The organism is Enterococcus sp. DIV0210g, from assembly GCF_050559705.1.
In the GTDB taxonomy this organism is placed as follows: Bacteria; Bacillota; Bacilli; order Lactobacillales; family Enterococcaceae; genus Enterococcus_B; species Enterococcus_B faecalis_A.
Map to the genome: position 1 here is coordinate 641,486 of NZ_CP187903.1, position 16,715 is coordinate 658,200.

17 protein-coding genes and 1 other RNA gene are annotated in these 16,715 nt (G+C 34.2%); 17 read left to right on the forward strand and 1 reads right to left on the reverse strand.

Annotated elements, in window-relative coordinates; genetic code table 11:
* The first annotated feature begins 53 nt into the window (after nt 1–53).
* Together IGI64_RS03160 and IGI64_RS03165 are read left to right on the forward strand one after the other, a co-directional pair.
* Nucleotides 54–605 carry a TetR/AcrR family transcriptional regulator gene (locus IGI64_RS03160; protein ID WP_016625740.1) on the forward strand — a complete coding sequence of 184 codons (552 nt, stop codon included), beginning with the start codon at nt 54–56 and terminating at the stop codon, nt 603–605.
* A gap of 119 nt (nt 606–724) precedes the next feature.
* On the forward strand, nt 725–1,063 hold the full coding sequence (locus IGI64_RS03165; RefSeq protein ID WP_016625739.1) for a hypothetical protein: 339 nt from the start codon (nt 725–727) through the stop codon (nt 1,061–1,063).
* A gap of 100 nt (nt 1,064–1,163) precedes the next feature.
* Here IGI64_RS03165 and IGI64_RS03170 read toward each other — a convergent pair whose 3' ends face one another.
* Nucleotides 1,164–2,027 carry a PucR family transcriptional regulator gene (locus IGI64_RS03170; RefSeq protein WP_429939455.1) on the reverse strand — a complete coding sequence of 288 codons (864 nt, stop codon included), beginning with the start codon at nt 2,025–2,027 and terminating at the stop codon, nt 1,164–1,166.
* A 113-nt stretch (nt 2,028–2,140) separates the two neighbouring features.
* On the opposite strand from IGI64_RS03170, the gene tadA reads away from it, so the two are divergent.
* The 15 genes from tadA to IGI64_RS03245 all read left to right on the forward strand — a co-directional run bounded on the left by tadA (nt 2,141) and on the right by IGI64_RS03245 (nt 16,689).
* The gene (gene tadA / locus IGI64_RS03175; RefSeq protein WP_429940747.1) at nt 2,141–2,650 is read left to right on the forward strand and encodes a tRNA adenosine(34) deaminase TadA; all 510 of its coding nucleotides are present in this window, start codon (nt 2,141–2,143) and stop codon (nt 2,648–2,650) included.
* A gap of 27 nt (nt 2,651–2,677) precedes the next feature.
* Nucleotides 2,678–2,762, forward strand: an RNA gene (gene ffs, locus IGI64_RS03180) — signal recognition particle sRNA small type.
* Between the two features lie 586 nt (nt 2,763–3,348).
* On the forward strand, nt 3,349–5,958 hold the full coding sequence (locus IGI64_RS03185; protein WP_429939456.1) for an immunoglobulin-like domain-containing protein: 2,610 nt from the start codon (nt 3,349–3,351) through the stop codon (nt 5,956–5,958).
* A 48-nt stretch (nt 5,959–6,006) separates the two neighbouring features.
* A complete protein-coding gene (locus tag IGI64_RS03190; protein WP_429939457.1) occupies nt 6,007–6,459 on the forward strand; it encodes a DUF4352 domain-containing protein in 453 nt (150 codons plus the stop codon).
* A 73-nt stretch (nt 6,460–6,532) separates the two neighbouring features.
* Nucleotides 6,533–7,951: an oligosaccharide flippase family protein gene (locus IGI64_RS03195; protein WP_429939458.1), complete on the forward strand. Its 1,419-nt coding sequence runs from the start codon at nt 6,533–6,535 to the stop codon at nt 7,949–7,951.
* Complete coding sequence (wecB, locus tag IGI64_RS03200; RefSeq protein ID WP_429939459.1) at nt 7,948–9,075, forward strand: non-hydrolyzing UDP-N-acetylglucosamine 2-epimerase; 1,128 nt, start codon at nt 7,948–7,950, stop codon at nt 9,073–9,075. The genes IGI64_RS03195 and wecB overlap by 4 nt, the downstream gene beginning before the upstream one ends.
* A gap of 18 nt (nt 9,076–9,093) precedes the next feature.
* Complete coding sequence (locus IGI64_RS03205) at nt 9,094–9,867, forward strand: YveK family protein (protein ID WP_429939460.1); 774 nt, start codon at nt 9,094–9,096, stop codon at nt 9,865–9,867.
* A complete protein-coding gene (locus tag IGI64_RS03210) occupies nt 9,860–10,543 on the forward strand; it encodes a CpsD/CapB family tyrosine-protein kinase (protein WP_429939461.1) in 684 nt (227 codons plus the stop codon). Before IGI64_RS03205 ends, IGI64_RS03210 begins: the two co-directional genes overlap by 8 nt.
* A gap of 17 nt (nt 10,544–10,560) precedes the next feature.
* Nucleotides 10,561–11,172, forward strand: a complete 612-nt coding sequence (locus IGI64_RS03215; RefSeq protein ID WP_429939462.1) for a sugar transferase — start codon at nt 10,561–10,563, stop codon at nt 11,170–11,172.
* Nucleotides 11,173–11,174: 2 nt separating this feature from the next.
* A complete protein-coding gene (locus tag IGI64_RS03220) occupies nt 11,175–12,053 on the forward strand; it encodes a glycosyltransferase (RefSeq protein ID WP_429939463.1) in 879 nt (292 codons plus the stop codon).
* 11 nt (nt 12,054–12,064) lie between these two features.
* Nucleotides 12,065–12,787 carry a WecB/TagA/CpsF family glycosyltransferase gene (locus tag IGI64_RS03225; protein WP_429939464.1) on the forward strand — a complete coding sequence of 241 codons (723 nt, stop codon included), beginning with the start codon at nt 12,065–12,067 and terminating at the stop codon, nt 12,785–12,787.
* Nucleotides 12,784–13,287, forward strand: a complete 504-nt coding sequence (locus IGI64_RS03230) for a polysaccharide pyruvyl transferase family protein (protein WP_429939465.1) — start codon at nt 12,784–12,786, stop codon at nt 13,285–13,287. The genes IGI64_RS03225 and IGI64_RS03230 overlap by 4 nt, the downstream gene beginning before the upstream one ends.
* Nucleotides 13,288–13,434: 147 nt before the next feature.
* Nucleotides 13,435–14,643 carry a hypothetical protein gene (locus IGI64_RS03235; protein WP_429939466.1) on the forward strand — a complete coding sequence of 403 codons (1,209 nt, stop codon included), beginning with the start codon at nt 13,435–13,437 and terminating at the stop codon, nt 14,641–14,643.
* Nucleotides 14,644–14,737: 94 nt separating this feature from the next.
* Nucleotides 14,738–15,583, forward strand: a complete 846-nt coding sequence (locus IGI64_RS03240; protein ID WP_429939467.1) for an NAD-dependent epimerase/dehydratase family protein — start codon at nt 14,738–14,740, stop codon at nt 15,581–15,583.
* A gap of 92 nt (nt 15,584–15,675) precedes the next feature.
* On the forward strand, nt 15,676–16,689 hold the full coding sequence (locus tag IGI64_RS03245; RefSeq protein WP_429939468.1) for an acyltransferase family protein: 1,014 nt from the start codon (nt 15,676–15,678) through the stop codon (nt 16,687–16,689).
* Nucleotides 16,690–16,715: the final 26 nt, after the last annotated feature.

A 16,715-nucleotide genomic window follows, 5' to 3' on the forward strand; every position in this document is an offset into this window, starting at 1 on the left:
CATTGCTGCACTGTTGTTCATAGAAAGGAAGTACAGAAAGGAAGGGAAGTTTGATGGGCAGAGTCACAAATTTTAGCAAAGAATATTTGTTGTTCAAAAGCATGGTCTATGCAGAAGAAAATGGATTGAATTCAATCACTGCGCGTAAATTAGCTGCATACTGCGGCTGCTCGACATATCCAATCTACGCACATTTTGAATCGATCGGTGTTTTGAAAGAAAAAATCACTGAAGAGATCGTCTATAGTTTCGACCGCTTTTTATTAGAATATGAGATCACCGATTTCCATAGTATCGTTCAACTGCTGAAAGAGTTTTTCCTCGTTCACGAGAGCATCCGAGGAATCGTCAACAAATCAAAACTAGATTTGGCTGCGTTATTCAAAAAAAGTTTTACCGAACATTTACGTTCAGGAACAGGGATCACTGAACAGTATCTGATCGAGTTGCTTTGGCTGAATGCGCTAGGTTGTTTGAATTCAGACGGTTCTTCTTTAGAATTTTACGAAACGATCACTGCTATCTGGAATAAATTGGCAGAGCTGGATGATGGACTGCCGGAAGTATTGATGAATATCGATTTAGGCGAGAAGCAATTTAGCTGAACGAGAAAATCCTGCAAGGGAAAAAAACAATGAACTATTTCTTGGATTGACCCTAATATTTCGCTTATTTTTTTGTCTATGCTATCATTGAAGTAGATAAAAAAGGAGCTGATGCAGATATGAAAACTTCAACAAAAGTAACAATCGGATTAAGTATCGCGGCTGCAGCAGGAGTCGCTGCCACAGCAATGGTCTCAGGTAAAGTGATAGAGAAGATGCAGCACCTTACAACACGCTGCAAAGTGAAAAAATTTGTGAATGACAAGTTCAATGGTAATGAAAAATTATTGGAAGTCGTTGATGGTCTTTCAGACAGTGACTTAGATTCTTTGATGAAGATCATGCATAAAATCAAGCATGGCAAAAAGAAAATCTCTGTTTACGGCGATTCTTTGAAAGATTCTAAAGAGCATCTTAGCGATCATTTGATGGAGATGGCAGAAAAATTCATGAAATAAAAACTGTTTCCTGTTTTAAGCAGATATATATCGCTTAAAAACACAGAACCCCAAAAATCAGCGATTCGGCTGTGTTTTTGGGGTTTTTGAATGGTTCAGATCAGAGAGGATTCGCATGATCCTGGATATAAACCAAATAACAAAACAGAAGATCATCTGTTTTTTGCAAGTTCAAACCGGTACTTTCTTGGAATTTCTCGATTCGATACTTTAATGTATTCCGATGGAGAAACAAAGCTTTCGCTGTCGAACTGATATTTCCTTGGTTTTTCCAAAGTTCACCAATGATCTCGTACATCTCGGTAGTCCGAATGATTTCCTGATAACTCTGGAGCAACGGACCGTGTAACAAAGAATGATCGATATAATAACGCAAGGCAATATCAGGTAAAGAAAATACACTTTCTTTGCGGCTGTTTTTACGTTGCGCTAGAAAAGCTTTGCGTTCTTCAGCAAAAATCTCAGGAAAAGGCTGCTCTGGTGAATGAAAAGAACCAACAAAAACTTGGGAAGTGACTTCGAAATCTGCATCAAGGGAAAGAAAAATCCCGGTCAATTGTTCAGTATCTAAAAAAGAAGTATTTTTTTCTTCGATAAGTATTGCATCTTTTTCTGTGTAAAAAAAGAAATCAGCTGCAAAAGGGAACATCTCCGTAACAGTTTTCTGCCATTCTTTTTTCAAAAAATCTTCTTTCATTTCTAAATGGATCTGAAAAATACGATGCGGTTTTGTCAATGTGAGTTCGCTCTTTTCGAATAAAAAGCGGTACCAGGGATGTTGGCAGGAACTCGTTACATCTTTGAATAGCGCTTTCAAAAGTTTGGTCTCTTGTTCGGAAATCGTCTCTTTATCTAACCAAAGAAATTCTTCTTCAACAACCAAAGAAAGAATAGCCGGATCAGAAGAAGGAACGGTTTTTTTGATTGCTTGCGGATAAAGTTTCAACAAATTTGCGGTATCCATTTTTTCACCTCTGTTTCTTGCTGATTTTATTTTAACACAGAAATTTTTTTGGGTTACAAATTTTTTTGAAGTATGCTAAAGTGAGGCAAGATCAGTTAAAGGCAGGAGATAGTTTGGAAAAAGAACAATTGACCCAAGCAGAAAAAGAAAAGTGGATGACAGCTGCATTGGAAGAGGCGCGCAAAGCAGAATCATTAAAAGAAGTCCCAATCGGCGCGGTCGTCGTATTAAATGGGGGAATCATCGGAAGAGGCTATAATTTGCGGGAAACCACGCAAAACGCAACGACACATGCAGAGATGATCGCCATCCAGCAAGCCTGCGAAACAGTCGGCAGCTGGCGGTTAGAAAAGGCGCAGTTGTTCGTTACCTTAGAACCTTGTCCTATGTGCAGCGGTGCCATGTTGTTGTCACGAGTGGAGGAAGTTTATTTTGGCGCATATGATCCGAAAGCAGGTGTTGTAGGTACCTTGATGAACTTATTAGAAGACGAGCGTTTCAATCATCAAGCTTATGTAGAGGGCGGGATTTTGGAAGAAGAATGCGGCAGTATTTTGACGAATTTTTTCCGTGAATTGAGAAAACAAAAAAAGAATGCAAAAAAGACTAGCCAAGAAGAATAAAATGCGTTATACTAGTTTTTGCCGAAAGGCTAGGACAATGGCGGGCTGGTGAAGCGTGTCAGATCTGGAAGGAAGCAGCACTAAGCGAGTGCCGCCATGTGTCTGATTAAAAAGTACGATAAGGCTGAGAAGCCTTTTTTTTATGTAAAAAATGAATAGAATGGTTGACCGGAAGGCCCCCTCAAAAGTTTAACTTTTGAGGGGCTTTTTTTATGCCAAAAATGGTCGTCTAAAAAGACATAAAAAAACGGCGATCTATTCAATTTAATACAGTTTTTTAAACATATATTTTTTTTGATTGTTGTTTTTTAAAAAAGTTTTTTCTATATAGAATCCATTGCTTTATTAGCAAAAATACATATATTAAATAACGTATTTTTTTTAAATGTAAACGAAAAATGTTTTTGCTATTTCTCTTTTTTATTTGATGTCAATTTATAACGTATTTTAAAATAATGCTATTTATAAGTGAATAAAACAAAAATAATTTCTTTGTAAAAAAGTATTTCACTTGTTTATTTGTTTAGATATGTCCTTTCGTGTTTCTATTCGAGCTGTTTAAGATAACTATTCCGATATTGATTGTAACTTAAAATCCTTTCCGGTATCTTATGTGATATAAAACGTTTTATGTTTAGGGATTGTTATAAAATGAATTCATTTTAACACTATCAATAGCGCTTAGGAGGAATATAAAAATGAAAAGAGGAACTATCAGAAAAGGTTTTACATGTCTTGCTTTATCTACATTATTCTCTACTTCACTAATTTCTATCACGAATTATCACGTTGATGCCGCTGAAAACAAAACACCTAATAATATATCTGCTAACTCAGATACAACAAATAAAACGCAGAACCCATCGAATGTACAAGCAAACTATGACGAAAATATTACGACGCTTAGTTTAAAAGTCTTACCAGATGCCGGTGACAATAAAAGGGAATCGAAATTAACATACATTCCTTCTGCTACATCGACAGATCCTTATGATGGTGGAGAATTGGTTGGGTCTTGCCATATTCCTTTAGAAGGAGACGTGATCAATAAATTTGGTGCTGATAATATAGGCAACCATATAAGAAATTTCGAGACAGGAAATTATGGCGCTCGTTTGAATATTACCTTTCCAACTGGCGTAGATGCAAAAGCGATGTATAAAGCTGTTGAATGGGAGAAATCCAATGAAAGTTTGGCTTCAGACTTTTTTATTCTTATAGGTGGTGTCCCTGTTTACAGTGATTTAACATGGGGACTTACTTGGGATCAAAGTTCTGTTTTGTTTGACGCAAACAAGCCAAATGAATTTTCTATCGTAGCTCGTGGAATCAATAAAGATGAAGTAAGTACCGAAAAATGGAATAGCTATAAACCGTGGCTTACTGAAACTGCGCTAAGAGCAGTGGGAATTGTTGATTGGGGAAATATTAAAGGCTGGGCTAAAGGCGGACTTTATTTCGACCTCGATAAGTATACAGGAAATAGTGATGATACTTCTAAAGACAAAGCATTGACATCGAAACATCTGATGCCTGCCAAAGATCGAACACTTGAAGCAGATATCAGTGTTCTAGACCGTGAATCTCTGGTTTCTGGAGCTGCAGGAGAAGGAAATATTTCAAAAGCAGAGATTAAAGAAGGTCATGAATATGATCATCAACAAGAAACGAATTCAGTGGATACTTGGTCTGATTATCTATCAGTTTGGGACAATGAATGGACATACAATACCAACGAAACAGAAGAACCAGAAATTCCTGGTATCAATAGTGCTTTACCTGGAAAATCGATTCTTAATCGAGATCTAGTGACGAACCCTGGAGATGACTTCAATAGTTTTGCTTCAAATCGATTTGATCGAGTAATCAATTACTTCACTAAACAAGATGTGACGCAAGGAAATATTGGCGATGTCGATCATATAGATATCACACATACACCTACAAAAGTTCCTGTAGGACAAACTGTTCCAGTTACTTATTCTGGAAAAGTGACTTACATCGATGGAACGACACGTTTGCTGATGCATAACGTATTGAATGTAACAAATAGTAAAGAAGCAGACTATTCATTGACAGCTGATACCTACACTGTGGGTGATGATACATTGACTGGAACATACGGTGCTGATGTAAAAGAAGTCCATTTATTTGTAAATGGCAAAGACATTGGAACTGCGACACTAAATAATGGGACGTATACTTTTACCGGCTTAAGTGGAAAAATCCAAGGCAACGACAAAGTAACTGTTGCAGCAATGGAAGGATCAGTTAAAAAGAACGAGATCCCAGTGACAGTGAAAGAAAACAACAAGCCAGTAATCAATGCAGCAGACAAAACAATAAAAGTAGGCGACACGTTTGATCCAAAAGCAGGTGTCACAGCAACTGACACTGAAGATGGTGATCTAACAAGTAAGATCCAAGTGGTGAGCAACACTGTCGACACATCACAAGTTGGCAAATATCCAGTCACATATAGCGTGACAGATTCAGATGGCAATACAGTTGAAAAAACAATCATAGTGACAGTGAAAGAAAACAACAAGCCAGTGATCAATGCAACAGACAAAACAATAAAAGTAGGCGACACGTTTGATCCAAAAGCAGGTGTCACAGCAACGGATAGTGAAGACGGTGATTTAACAAGTAAAATCCAAGTGGTGAGCAACACTGTCGACACATCACAAGCTGGCAAATATATAGTTATATACCGCGTAACAGATTCAGATGGGAATACAGTCGAAAAAACGATTACAGTAAAAGTGGAAGAAAATACAAATCAGGGAACAATTGCTCCCGATATTTATGATCTATCAAATAATCATCGTAAGATCACAGGAAGTTACACCGGCGATGTTGCCGAAGTAAAAGTAGAATTAAATGGTGAACTCTTACCAAGTATTGCTGCCTTAAAAGATGGAAAATTTGAATATTATATTGGTGGACATATCACATCAACTAAAGATCAAGTGTTTGTTATTGCCTACGATAAAAACAATAAAGAGTTGGACAGAAAACAAGTAAAAATCATTGACGAGCAAACACAAGGAACAGTTACACCGGACAGCTACGATCTATCGAATAACCATCGTAAAATCACAGGAAGTTATACGGGCGATGTCGCAGAAGTGAAAGTGGAACTAAATGATCAACTTTTACCGGGTAACGGTACGTTGAAAGATGGAAAATTTGAATTCTATATTGGCGGCCAAGTCAAATCAACAGACGATAAAGTATTTGTCGTTGCCTATGACAAAGACAACAAACAATTAGATAAAAAACAAGTTTCTATAGTAAAAAGCTAGATTAAAAAAATTCTGATCGAAGCTGAATAATGAAAGCGTGAATAACAAATGAGAAAAAATAAACTAGTTATTATCTTATCTGCATTAGCAGTACTGGCTTTGATTATTTTTGGAGGCATGCGCTTAAACGATCATTCAAAAAAATATGATGAAGCAACCAAGTCAGTCACAGCTCCAAATGAGATAAAACTTACTTTGAAGAAGAGCGAAGAAGCAAAATATTTAGGGAAAAGTAAGAAAGATAATCTGGAAACGTACACTATCGACGTACAAAATCAAGGAAAATCAACGGTGTCTTTGGGAGCCATTGATTTTCAAGCAAAACTATCAAACAAGAAATCGATTATGGTCGATCCAGCGTATGAAGCATTTTATTTAGATGCAGAACCAGGAAAGACGACGACGGAAAATCTATACTTCAAAGTACCAAAAGATAAGAAAGTAACTAAAATAATCTATCAAACAGATACCAATAAAACTGTAGAGTTAGGTATTAAATAATTGATGGCAGCTGATTGATTGGTGGAAAGAGAATTTTCCACCAGTTAATCGGCTATTAGAGTGGAAGGAAACAATGAAAAAAAATTTTATCTATCAAACAATTTACCAACTCACTTCCATGATTATCCCTATTATTACAGTGCCAATCATTACAAGAGTCTTTGGTGCTCATGGGGTAGGCGTTTGGAACTATGTATACTCAATTGTCTCGTATTTTATTCTCATCGCTGGTTTAGGTCTAGCCAATTATGGAACAAAAGAAATAGCTGTGGTAAGTGATGACTTAGATAAAATGTCGCAGAAATTTTGGGAATTAGAGTTATTTAATTTGTTTTTTGTGGTGGGTACTACAGTTTTATATCTTCTTATTACGTGGTTATGGCTTCCTTATAAGCTTTATTTTTACCTGTTGTCCTTAGCATTAATAGGCGTAGCATTTGATGTCTCATGGTTTTTCTTAGGGATTTCCGATTTTAAGCGAATCGCTTATGGAAATGTATTGATCAAGATCATCACATTTATCTTCATTCTGCTTTTCATCAAAAAAGAAACGGATTTTACGAAATATGTATTGCTGCAATCAGGATCCATGTTTTTTTCTCAGTTTATTTTTGTCTGTTTTCTAAGAAAAAAAATCAAGTTTGTATTACCGAAAATGAAGCAGATTTTTAGTCATTTTAAATTAGCCGTAATTTATTTTTTAGGGAAAATCAGTACGACGTTATTCAATAACGTAAACAAAACAATGTTAGGCATTTTTTCAACCATGACCATGGTAGGGATATATAGTAATTCCTTAGTGCTGGTATTGATGTCTGGTGGTGTATTGAATTCTTTAAATGCAGTAATGATTCCGTATATGAGCAAATTGTACAGTAAAAAAAAGAACGAAAAACAGTTTCTAGCTGTTTTAGAGCAGTCGCTGCTGTTTCAAATGTATTTAGCAGTTGCTATGTTTTTTGGAATCATCACGATCAATCAATCATTGATCCATTGGTTTTTTGGTCCTGGTTTTTCTTTGATGAACAAAGTGGTGCCGATTCTTGCATTATCGATTATTTTACAAGCTTTTTATAACACGATTGCCACTCAATATCTCATTCCGAGAAATGAGATGGGAATCTACAATAAAAGCCTTCTTTTTGGGATAGCAGCAACGCTGATTACTAGTTTAGTCAGCATTCCTTTATACGGCATATTTGGCGCTTCTTTCTCTTATATCCTAGGACAATTTGTGATTTGTGTCTTACGCTTTTCTTCTTTAAAAAAAGCAGGCTTTCGTTTTAATGTATACAAACTATCATTTTTTATTGGTGCAGGGCTTTTGATGTATGTACTAACTACAGCAATAACACAACAAATCGATGACTCTTTTTTTAAAACAATGCTGCAGGTTCTGATAGGTATGGTTATTTTTTTGGCAGTAACATTTAATATTTATTTAAAAAATTTATTTACAAAAAAGATTTCAAGAATTGAGGAACAAAGATGAAATTATTGATGGTGATAGGGACACGTCCTGAAGCAATAAAGATGTTGCCATTGTACAAAGAGTGCTTAAAAGATAACACTTTGGATATCAAATTGGTAGTTACAGGTCAACACAGAGAAATGCTGGACCAAGTATTAGAGGTGTTTGATGTTCGTCCAGACTATGATTTAAACATCATGGAGATGAAACAAACGTTGTATTCGATCACCGTTAAAATATTAACAAAACTTGAACTTATTTTAAAAGAAGAACAACCAGATTATTTGCTCGTTCATGGTGATACAACGACAACATTTGCTAGTTCTCTTGCAGCCTTTTATCAACAAATAAAAGTAGCTCATGTAGAAGCTGGACTAAGAACATTTCATAAATATTCGCCATTCCCGGAAGAAATGAATCGGAAATTAGTAGACGGCATGGCTGATTTGTTTTTCTGTCCAACACAAGAAACAAAATTGAATTTGATAGCGGAGAACGTTCCTGAAGAAAAAATATTCATCACAGGAAATACCGCAATCGATGCCTTAAACTATACTCTTTCATCTGAGAAAAAGTTATTCATGAAAGAATCTAAGCGGAAAATATTGATCACTATGCATAGAAGAGAGAATTTAGGAGAGCCGATGGAACAAGTTTTTCGTGCAATTTCTGCCTTTTCTAAAGAAAACCCGGAATTTGAATTTTATTTTCCCGTTCATCGAAATCCTCAAATCGTAAATCTAGCCAATCAATATTTCAGTCACAATCCCCTCTTTCATCTAACAAAACCTTTAGATGTAAAAGAATTCCATAACTTTATGGCTGAATGTTATTTGATATTGACCGATTCTGGAGGAATCCAAGAAGAAGCACCAACTTTAAATGTTCCTGTTTTAGTTCTAAGAGAGACGACAGAAAGAGATGAAGGAGTTAAAACCGGTGCTTTGAGATTGATCGGTACAGATGAAGAGAAAGTATACCAAGCATTGACGCATCTGCTTGAGGATAAAGAAACTTATAGAAAAATGGCTGAAGCAGTCAACCCTTATGGTGACGGCAAAGCAAGTGACAGAATAGTAAATATTCTAAAATACATCCACGGCCATTCTTATGAAAAACCCTCTATATTCGAATATGCCCGTTAGACCCAAGGAGATATTTTTATGAAAAACCAACTAAGCATACAAGAGCTGCTTTTAGATTTTAAAAAGAATGCATGGCTTTCAATCGTTGGAATCGGCATAGGGGTTCTAATTTCTGTATTTTTTACATTTTTTATTATTTCTCCTAAATACAGTTCGCAAGTAGATGTTATTCCTAACCAGTTAGAAACGCTAGAAGATCAGAATTCACAAAGTTACATCAATGCTGAGCTGCAGATGATCAACACCTATAAAGTATTTATAAAAAGTAATTTTATATTAACAAAGGTCAACAAAGAGTACCAAAAAATCCATGGTGAATCTCCCAAAATAAGTGAGTTGAAAAAAATGATCGATGTCGTGCAGACAGAAGATTCTCAAATATTTTCAATCAAGGTAACTTCAGATGATCCTGTAGAAGCTAGAGACACAGCTAATATAACTGCACAAATTTTTGCTAAAGAAGTTCCGAATGTTATTAGCAAGAATAAAATAACGATAATTTCGGACGCAGCAGCTGAATATACACCAATCTCACCAAATAAAAAAATCAATATCATGGCGGGGGCATTTATAGGATTTCTTATTACCACTATCCTAACAAGTATTCTTTCTATTTTTGGAAATAAAATACAATCTCCAGAAGAAATAAAAGAAAAACATAATTTTGTCATTTTAGGAGAAATACCCTTCCAAACGAAAAAAAGACATAGACAAATCATTGAAGAGACAACGAAATTCTTCTCTAGATCTGATACAGTGCCTCGCAAAAAAAGGAGAAGAGAACATGAGTAAAAGTAAAAAGAAAATCAAACGATGTGCGTTGATTGCTCAGGTGGATCCTAACGATATTTGCTCAGAACAGTATAGATCTATTAAGGCCAACATCGATTTTCTTTATAAGCATAAACAAAGTTGCCATTTCATGATGTTTACATCAGCTAGACCGAGTGAAGGCAAGTCAACTTGTACTGCAAATATGGCAGTAACATTTGCTCGCGCGAATAAAAAAATACTCCTCGTTGACGGAGATATCCGGCGATCAACGGTTCATGAAACATTTAATCTGCCTAATAGTTGGGGACTATCAAATTTTTTAAACGGAAGAATCGATTTCGAAGATGCGGTCTGTTCAACTAAAATTGAAAATTTAGAAATCATCCCTAGTGGACCGAATACCAATAATCTTGCTGAACTATTTAACTCGAGTCGTTTTGATGAGTTGTTTGAAACCGCAAGTGAAAAATATGATTTTGTTATTTTTGATACGCCGCCAGTCTTAGGTATGGCAGATTCAAAAGTACTTGCCTCAAAAATAAAAGACGTAGTACTCGTTGTTCGAGACGGGAAAACCACGAATCAAGATATAGACACGATGGCTGAGCAGCTGATGCTAGTCAATGCAAATATTCTTGGTGTCGTTTATTCGGGAGAAAAGATAAATAATAAATCTAATTATCAATATTATTAAGTAAGGAAAAGCTAAGTATGAAAAATAAATACTGTTTAATAAAGTATCCTGTTGATATTCTATTTAGCCTGATTACACTAATCGTTTTTATTCCGTTGTGGATAATCATTATCTTAGCAGTAAAAATAGATGATCCTCACGGGCCAGTCATATTTAAGCAAAGGCGAATGGGAAAAGATGGGAAGCCGTTTATCATGTATAAATTTCGCAGTATGGTCGTAAATGCGGAAGAAAAATTAAAAGAACTAGAAGAACTTAACGAACAAAAAGGACCACTATTTAAAATAAAGGAAGATCCAAGAGTCACGAGAGTTGGGCATTTTTTGCGGAGGACAAGTTTAGATGAATTTCCACAATTAGTCAATGTTATCAAGGGAGATATGAGCTTGATCGGGCCTCGCCCGCCTTTAGAAAAAGAAGTTTTTCAATACACTGAGTACCAGAAAAAAAGATTGCAAGTAAAGCCTGGATGTACTGGGCTTTGGCAAGTGAGTGGACGAAGCAATGTCGATTTTGAAAAAATGCTTCAATTGGATGTTGAATATATCGAACATTACAACATCTTAATGGATGCTAAAATATTTTTCAAAACATTCAAGGTCTTATTCACTGGGGAGGGATCGTACTAAGAATGCCAACAGAACAAAACAAAATCAATCATTATTTGATTACAAAGTTCAATATTCCGTTTATTGGTCAGACGATAAATACAGATGTTAAACAAATCGATGTGGGAACAGATGTGAATTATCTTGAATATCGATTCTCTATATTTGAGAAAAACACTGTACCTTCCATACAAAAGCAAACGAATAAAAATTTCGAATGGCTTGTACTTTTTAGTGATCAAACACCTGATTTTTTCAGAAACAAAATTGAACGAATACAAGAACAGGTTCCTAATTTAAAACCTCTGTTTCAAAGTAAAGAAGAGGATTTTCATGATGTTTTACTCCGCTACTTACAAGAAAATAGGAATGGAAACGTGGTTACCACACGTCTTGATAATGATGATGCACTTAATATTCGATTTGTTGAAATCATTCAAAAAAATATCCATTTTAATAAAAAAGCTGAGGTATTGATTTTCCCAGATGGTATCCAATATGACCTAAACAAACAGGTGATGACGAATTATCATTTTCCAAACAATCATTTTTCTACATTGTTTTGGAATGAAAAAGAAAGTGTAAAAACCATATTAGATTATAACCACATGGAAATCATAAATTTATTTGATACAAATTATTTAGAAGTGAATAAACCAATGTGGTTAGAAACTGTTCATGGGGGAAATATTTTAAATCGAATGTTTTTGAAATTTTCTATATTGACGTTTGATTTTTCTATTCTAAAAGAATTTGGCTATGTTGACATTCCACAACCTGCAAAAGCAATAAAAGTATATCCAATGGTGTTATTCAATAAGCCGCTTAATGCTTACTATATCCTTACCAATTATGGAATGAAAAGAACTCTGAAAAAAATAATAAATAGAATAAGGAGATAGTTCTTAAACATATGAGACACAGTATTTTAAATACAGCTATCGATTCTTTTACATTAAATGAAACGCTAGATAAAATAACGGAAAATATTGATAAAAAGCGTTCTGTCTACCAGGTATCGATTAATGCGAATAAAATCAATTTGATGGAAGAGAACGCTAAATTGAAAGCAATCATCAATAATGCAGATTTCGTAAATGCGGATGGCATGTCTATCATCTGGGCCGCTAAAATCCTCCATATTCCTATAAAAGAAAGAATTACAGGAGTCGACTTATTTTACCGATTGCTGGAAATCAGTGAACAGAAAAATTACCGTATTTATTTTCTTGGCGCAACACAAAAATCTCTTGAGGAAATGGTCGCACGTTTGAAAAATGATCATCCAACTTTAGAAATTGCTGGTTATCAAAATGGCTACTATTTGGATGAGAAAAAAGTAGTTGCCGATATAAAAGAAGCTCGGCCAGATATATTATTTTTAGGTTTCTCTAGTCCTAAAAAAGAGATTTGGATTGAAAACTACAAAGAAGAATTACAGATTCCTTTCATTATGGGAGTGGGTGGAAGTTTTGACATCTACTCTGGAAAAACGAAACGAGCACCTCGATGGATCCAAAAGATTGGGATGGAATGGTTTTACAGGTTTATCCAAGAACCCATCAGAATGTTTGACCGATATATCATTGGGAATGCGAGATTTGCTCAAATGGTCATCAGGGAGAAATTTAAATGAAAGTATTGATTGAAAATGCCGTTCCATTGAACAATGGCGATGCAGCCCTGATTTTTTCGATAGGACAAGAATTTGAGAATCGAGGAGACACTGTCTATTATTCTACTTTCCACTACCAAAAAGTTAAAAGGAAATATCCAGAAAAAAACTGGATAAAGTCTCCGTTAACCAAAAGAAGGATCACAAAAATCCCAGTTATAAATACTATTTATTTAAGTTTGCTGCTGCTGATCAATCCTTTGTTCAAAAAATTTGATGCTGTCATTAGTGCGCCTGGCGGGTACATCAATAGTTTTTATGGAATAGAAAAAAAGCTTTTATTATTAAACTTATATAGAAAAGTTTTAAAAAAGCCTATATATATGTATTCTCAATCAATTGGTCCATTAGATGAAAAAGACAAAAAAAGACTAAAAAAAGCAATGAACGATTTTAACTTATTTTACGTTCGAGATGATCGTTCGATGGAAAGAATAAATGAACTTGGCGTGTTTTGTTGATTCAGTTGATTTTATTGTCGTTATGACAGGTCATACACATATCAATAAAAATATTGATTTGATTAAAGACAAAATTATTTTAGATACTCAAGGAGTACTGGATTTTGGTTATAAGCTTTAAACCATAATGAAAAAGGGGGGGATTAAATGAAAAAAATGGAGGCGTACTTTTATTATTTTACGATTTTCTATTTATTGAACTATTTATGGATCGAAAAATATTTTCCAATTATAAAAGAACTTTCATTAGTCAATAGTTTGATTTTACTCCTTCTTTTGAAGCTTATTATGACTATCCCCAACTTGTTTGTAAAAAAAATGCCGAGAATAAATATTTCTATCTTGGGACTTTTTCTTCTAACAATTGTTATCGGTATACTAAGTGGGCTGGTGTATGCTTATCAACCAATAAAACCTATTTTAATTGATTTATTTCTATTTAGCAGGTTTTTTATTTTATATATATCTATTCAATTATTTGTTTCTGACACGTTAAAAAAAGACCTAATCCAGTTTTTTTTAGCCAACTTAAAAATAATAGCATTTGTTAATTTTATTTTACTGCTCATCAATATACCGATGCATGTTTTCCCGACACTAGATATAAGGTTTGGGTTTCCTTCTCAACAGTTGTTATATCCTCATCCAACCTATTTAGGGACTCTTGCCTTTTTAGGGTGGGCACTGATTACAGATCCCAAAGACAAGCATTATAAAGGAATGGCTTTCCTTTTGATGTTGTCCACGATGAGAACAAAGTTAATTATCATAGCCGTATCATATAGCCTATACAATTTTTTTAAACACCAAATGAAGATACCGATTAGTCAAAAAATTTTAGGAATACTGGGCTCCTTGAGTATAGTTTATTATTTTTTTTCAGATACGATCTATAACAAAATGTTTAGCCAGGAAAGTTCTGCCCGTTCTTTAATCATGACAACTGCAGTAAAAATAGCAAAAGATCATTTTCCTTTTGGTGCGGGTTTTGCTAGTTATGGCTCAAATACATCCTTCACTTCTTACTCACCAATATACGTGTTGTATGGCTTAAGCAGGACGTACGGTTTTTTGTTTGATTCCCATCAATATGGTGCAGACAGCTATATCTCGATGATACTTGCTCAATTTGGTATTTTCGGTTGTTTGTTGTATATCGCTATGTTTGCATTGATTATTTTTAATATGTTGAACGATACTATCGACAATAAAGCAAGCAAAAGAATGGGATTGTTAGCTTTTTATTTAATATTGAGTTTTTTTACGGAAAGTGTCATAAGCTCGGGAGCTGGAATAGCGATTTTTGGATTTATCAGCTCAAATACACAAAAACTATCTAGGAAAGTTGATTTTTGAGTATTTAATTAAAGCTTTTTTAGAATAACTCAAAATCATCAGATATATACGTTTTTTTAAGTTTTATAATATTTTCAAATAGGATGTGATAGAGATGAAAGTTTTAGTTACAGGAGCAAATGGATATTTAGGACAAGGAATTGTTACGGCTATTTTAGACAGAAATCATGAAGTGGTTGGAACAGATTTATCCACACAATATGTTGATGATCGAGCACAAAAAATCGATTGTAATATTTTTGAAGTCGAAAATCCCTATGATTTTTTTGGTGAACCAGATATTCTGCTTCATCTTGCTTGGAGAGATGGCTTTAAACATTACTCTAATTCCCATATAGTAGATTTAGCAAATCACTATAAATTTTTAAAAGAGATGATAGAATCCGGCGTAAAAAGAATTGCGGTATTAGGAAGCATGCATGAAATTGGTTTTTTTGAGGGGTGTATTAATGAAAATACTACTTGTCATCCAGTGACACCCTATGGCATTACGAAAAGGGCGCTTCGCGAGTTAGTGGACAGTTTAACTAAAAAATACGATTTTGAGTTTCAATGGTTGCGAGGCTATTATATAGTCGGAAACTCAAAATATGGTTCTTCTATTTTTTCAAAAATTACGGCTTTAGCCGAATTGGGGGAAAAAGAGTTACCTTTTACAATGGGACAAAACCAATATGATTTTATCGATTATGTTGATTTTTGTACGTATGTTGCTGCTGCAATTTCTCAAAGCGAGGTTACAGGAATTATTGAAATCTGCTCTGGCTATCCAGAAAAACTTGCGGATCGTGTCGAACGATTTATTAAAGAAAATAACTATGCACTCAACTTAAAATACGGTGCATTTCAAGATCGCCCATACGATTCAAAAGCGATTTGGGGAGACAATAGAAAAATCACTCGGATTATGGAAGCAAACGCTTCAAGTATAACCAAATAATCTATTTTTCTCATAAATCAAATGAAAATTCCAATTTGGATTTTCTCTTACTTTTATGAGATGTTGTTCTACAAATTAAGTGAGGTGTTTTTTTGAATAAAAGAATTGAGTGGATAGATTTTGGGAAAGTAGTGACTATGTCATTTGTCGTCCTTGTTCACGTCATAAATAATGTTTATATTCATAGTTCTTCAGGAAATCTAAATTACTTAGAAAATAGCATGGTGATAATCTTTATGTTCATTATGCCTGTTTTTTTCGCTTTTTCAGGATATTTATATCGACGACCTGCATCAGTGTCGGAATTCAAAAAATTAATTATTAAAAAATTCAAATACCTGATGTTTCCCTTTTTTGGACTGTCAATAGCGTATATCATTATGCAGCAAATTGGTAGTGAATTGTTAAATCATCCACCGATGAGCTGGTCAATATTACTATTGATTTTTGTTAAACCGTTTAGTTACTTATGGTATTTATATGTGCTTTTCTTTTTATTTGTTTTACAAGGAGTCCTTGATTTATTCTTTTTTAAAAATAAATTATTACAAGCAGCTATGGTTTTATTATTCTTTGTTATTGCTCTAAATTACCCAGATATGCCAGAATACCTCTATAGGATTCTAACCAATATGATTTGTTTTTATATTGGTGTTTTATTGAATCGTTATCATATCCAGTTTCGTAATCACTTAGTTTTTTTATTAGCAATATTCTTATTTTTAGGGGGATGCTATGTACAGAAAAAATTTGGAGGTGATCTATTTTATGATACAAATGGATTCACTAAATTAGATGCTGCTTTTAAGTTAATATCTATATACCTATGTTTATATATATATCAGCATGTTTATAACTGGAAATTTTTCTCATTTTTTAAGAAATATAGCAAGTACTCTTTCTACGTCTACCTTGCGCATTTTCCATTGATTACACCAATCCGATATATCTTAGAAAAAGCAGGTATCCATGAAATATACATTTTAATTACGCTTACTACATTCATAGTATTAGGTGTATGTTTACTATTTGGGAAATTATTCATAGCAGCCAATGCGAAAGCTTCTTCTTTTTTTAAAAGCGGAAATAGATTATATAAGTCATAAATCCCCTTGTCAGATAGTTGTATCTT

What these genes read in the sequence shown, in the direction of transcription:
- wecB (WP_429939459.1), top strand. Translation starts at nt 7,948, where the DNA reads ATGAAATTATTGATGGTGATAGGGACACGTCCTGAAGCAATAAAGATG.
- IGI64_RS03225 (WP_429939464.1), top strand. Translation starts at nt 12,065, where the DNA reads ATGAGACACAGTATTTTAAATACAGCTATCGATTCTTTTACATTAAAT.
- IGI64_RS03235 (WP_429939466.1), top strand. Translation starts at nt 13,435, where the DNA reads ATGAAAAAAATGGAGGCGTACTTTTATTATTTTACGATTTTCTATTTA.
- IGI64_RS03195 (WP_429939458.1), top strand. Translation starts at nt 6,533, where the DNA reads ATGAAAAAAAATTTTATCTATCAAACAATTTACCAACTCACTTCCATG.
- IGI64_RS03185 (WP_429939456.1), top strand. Translation starts at nt 3,349, where the DNA reads ATGAAAAGAGGAACTATCAGAAAAGGTTTTACATGTCTTGCTTTATCT.
- IGI64_RS03220 (WP_429939463.1), top strand. Translation starts at nt 11,175, where the DNA reads ATGCCAACAGAACAAAACAAAATCAATCATTATTTGATTACAAAGTTC.
- IGI64_RS03210 (WP_429939461.1), top strand. Translation starts at nt 9,860, where the DNA reads ATGAGTAAAAGTAAAAAGAAAATCAAACGATGTGCGTTGATTGCTCAG.
- IGI64_RS03170 (WP_429939455.1), bottom strand. Translation starts at nt 2,027, where the DNA reads ATGGATACCGCAAATTTGTTGAAACTTTATCCGCAAGCAATCAAAAAA.
- IGI64_RS03160 (WP_016625740.1), top strand. Translation starts at nt 54, where the DNA reads ATGGGCAGAGTCACAAATTTTAGCAAAGAATATTTGTTGTTCAAAAGC.
- IGI64_RS03165 (WP_016625739.1), top strand. Translation starts at nt 725, where the DNA reads ATGAAAACTTCAACAAAAGTAACAATCGGATTAAGTATCGCGGCTGCA.
- IGI64_RS03205 (WP_429939460.1), top strand. Translation starts at nt 9,094, where the DNA reads ATGAAAAACCAACTAAGCATACAAGAGCTGCTTTTAGATTTTAAAAAG.
- IGI64_RS03240 (WP_429939467.1), top strand. Translation starts at nt 14,738, where the DNA reads ATGAAAGTTTTAGTTACAGGAGCAAATGGATATTTAGGACAAGGAATT.
- IGI64_RS03215 (WP_429939462.1), top strand. Translation starts at nt 10,561, where the DNA reads ATGAAAAATAAATACTGTTTAATAAAGTATCCTGTTGATATTCTATTT.
- IGI64_RS03230 (WP_429939465.1), top strand. Translation starts at nt 12,784, where the DNA reads ATGAAAGTATTGATTGAAAATGCCGTTCCATTGAACAATGGCGATGCA.
- IGI64_RS03190 (WP_429939457.1), top strand. Translation starts at nt 6,007, where the DNA reads ATGAGAAAAAATAAACTAGTTATTATCTTATCTGCATTAGCAGTACTG.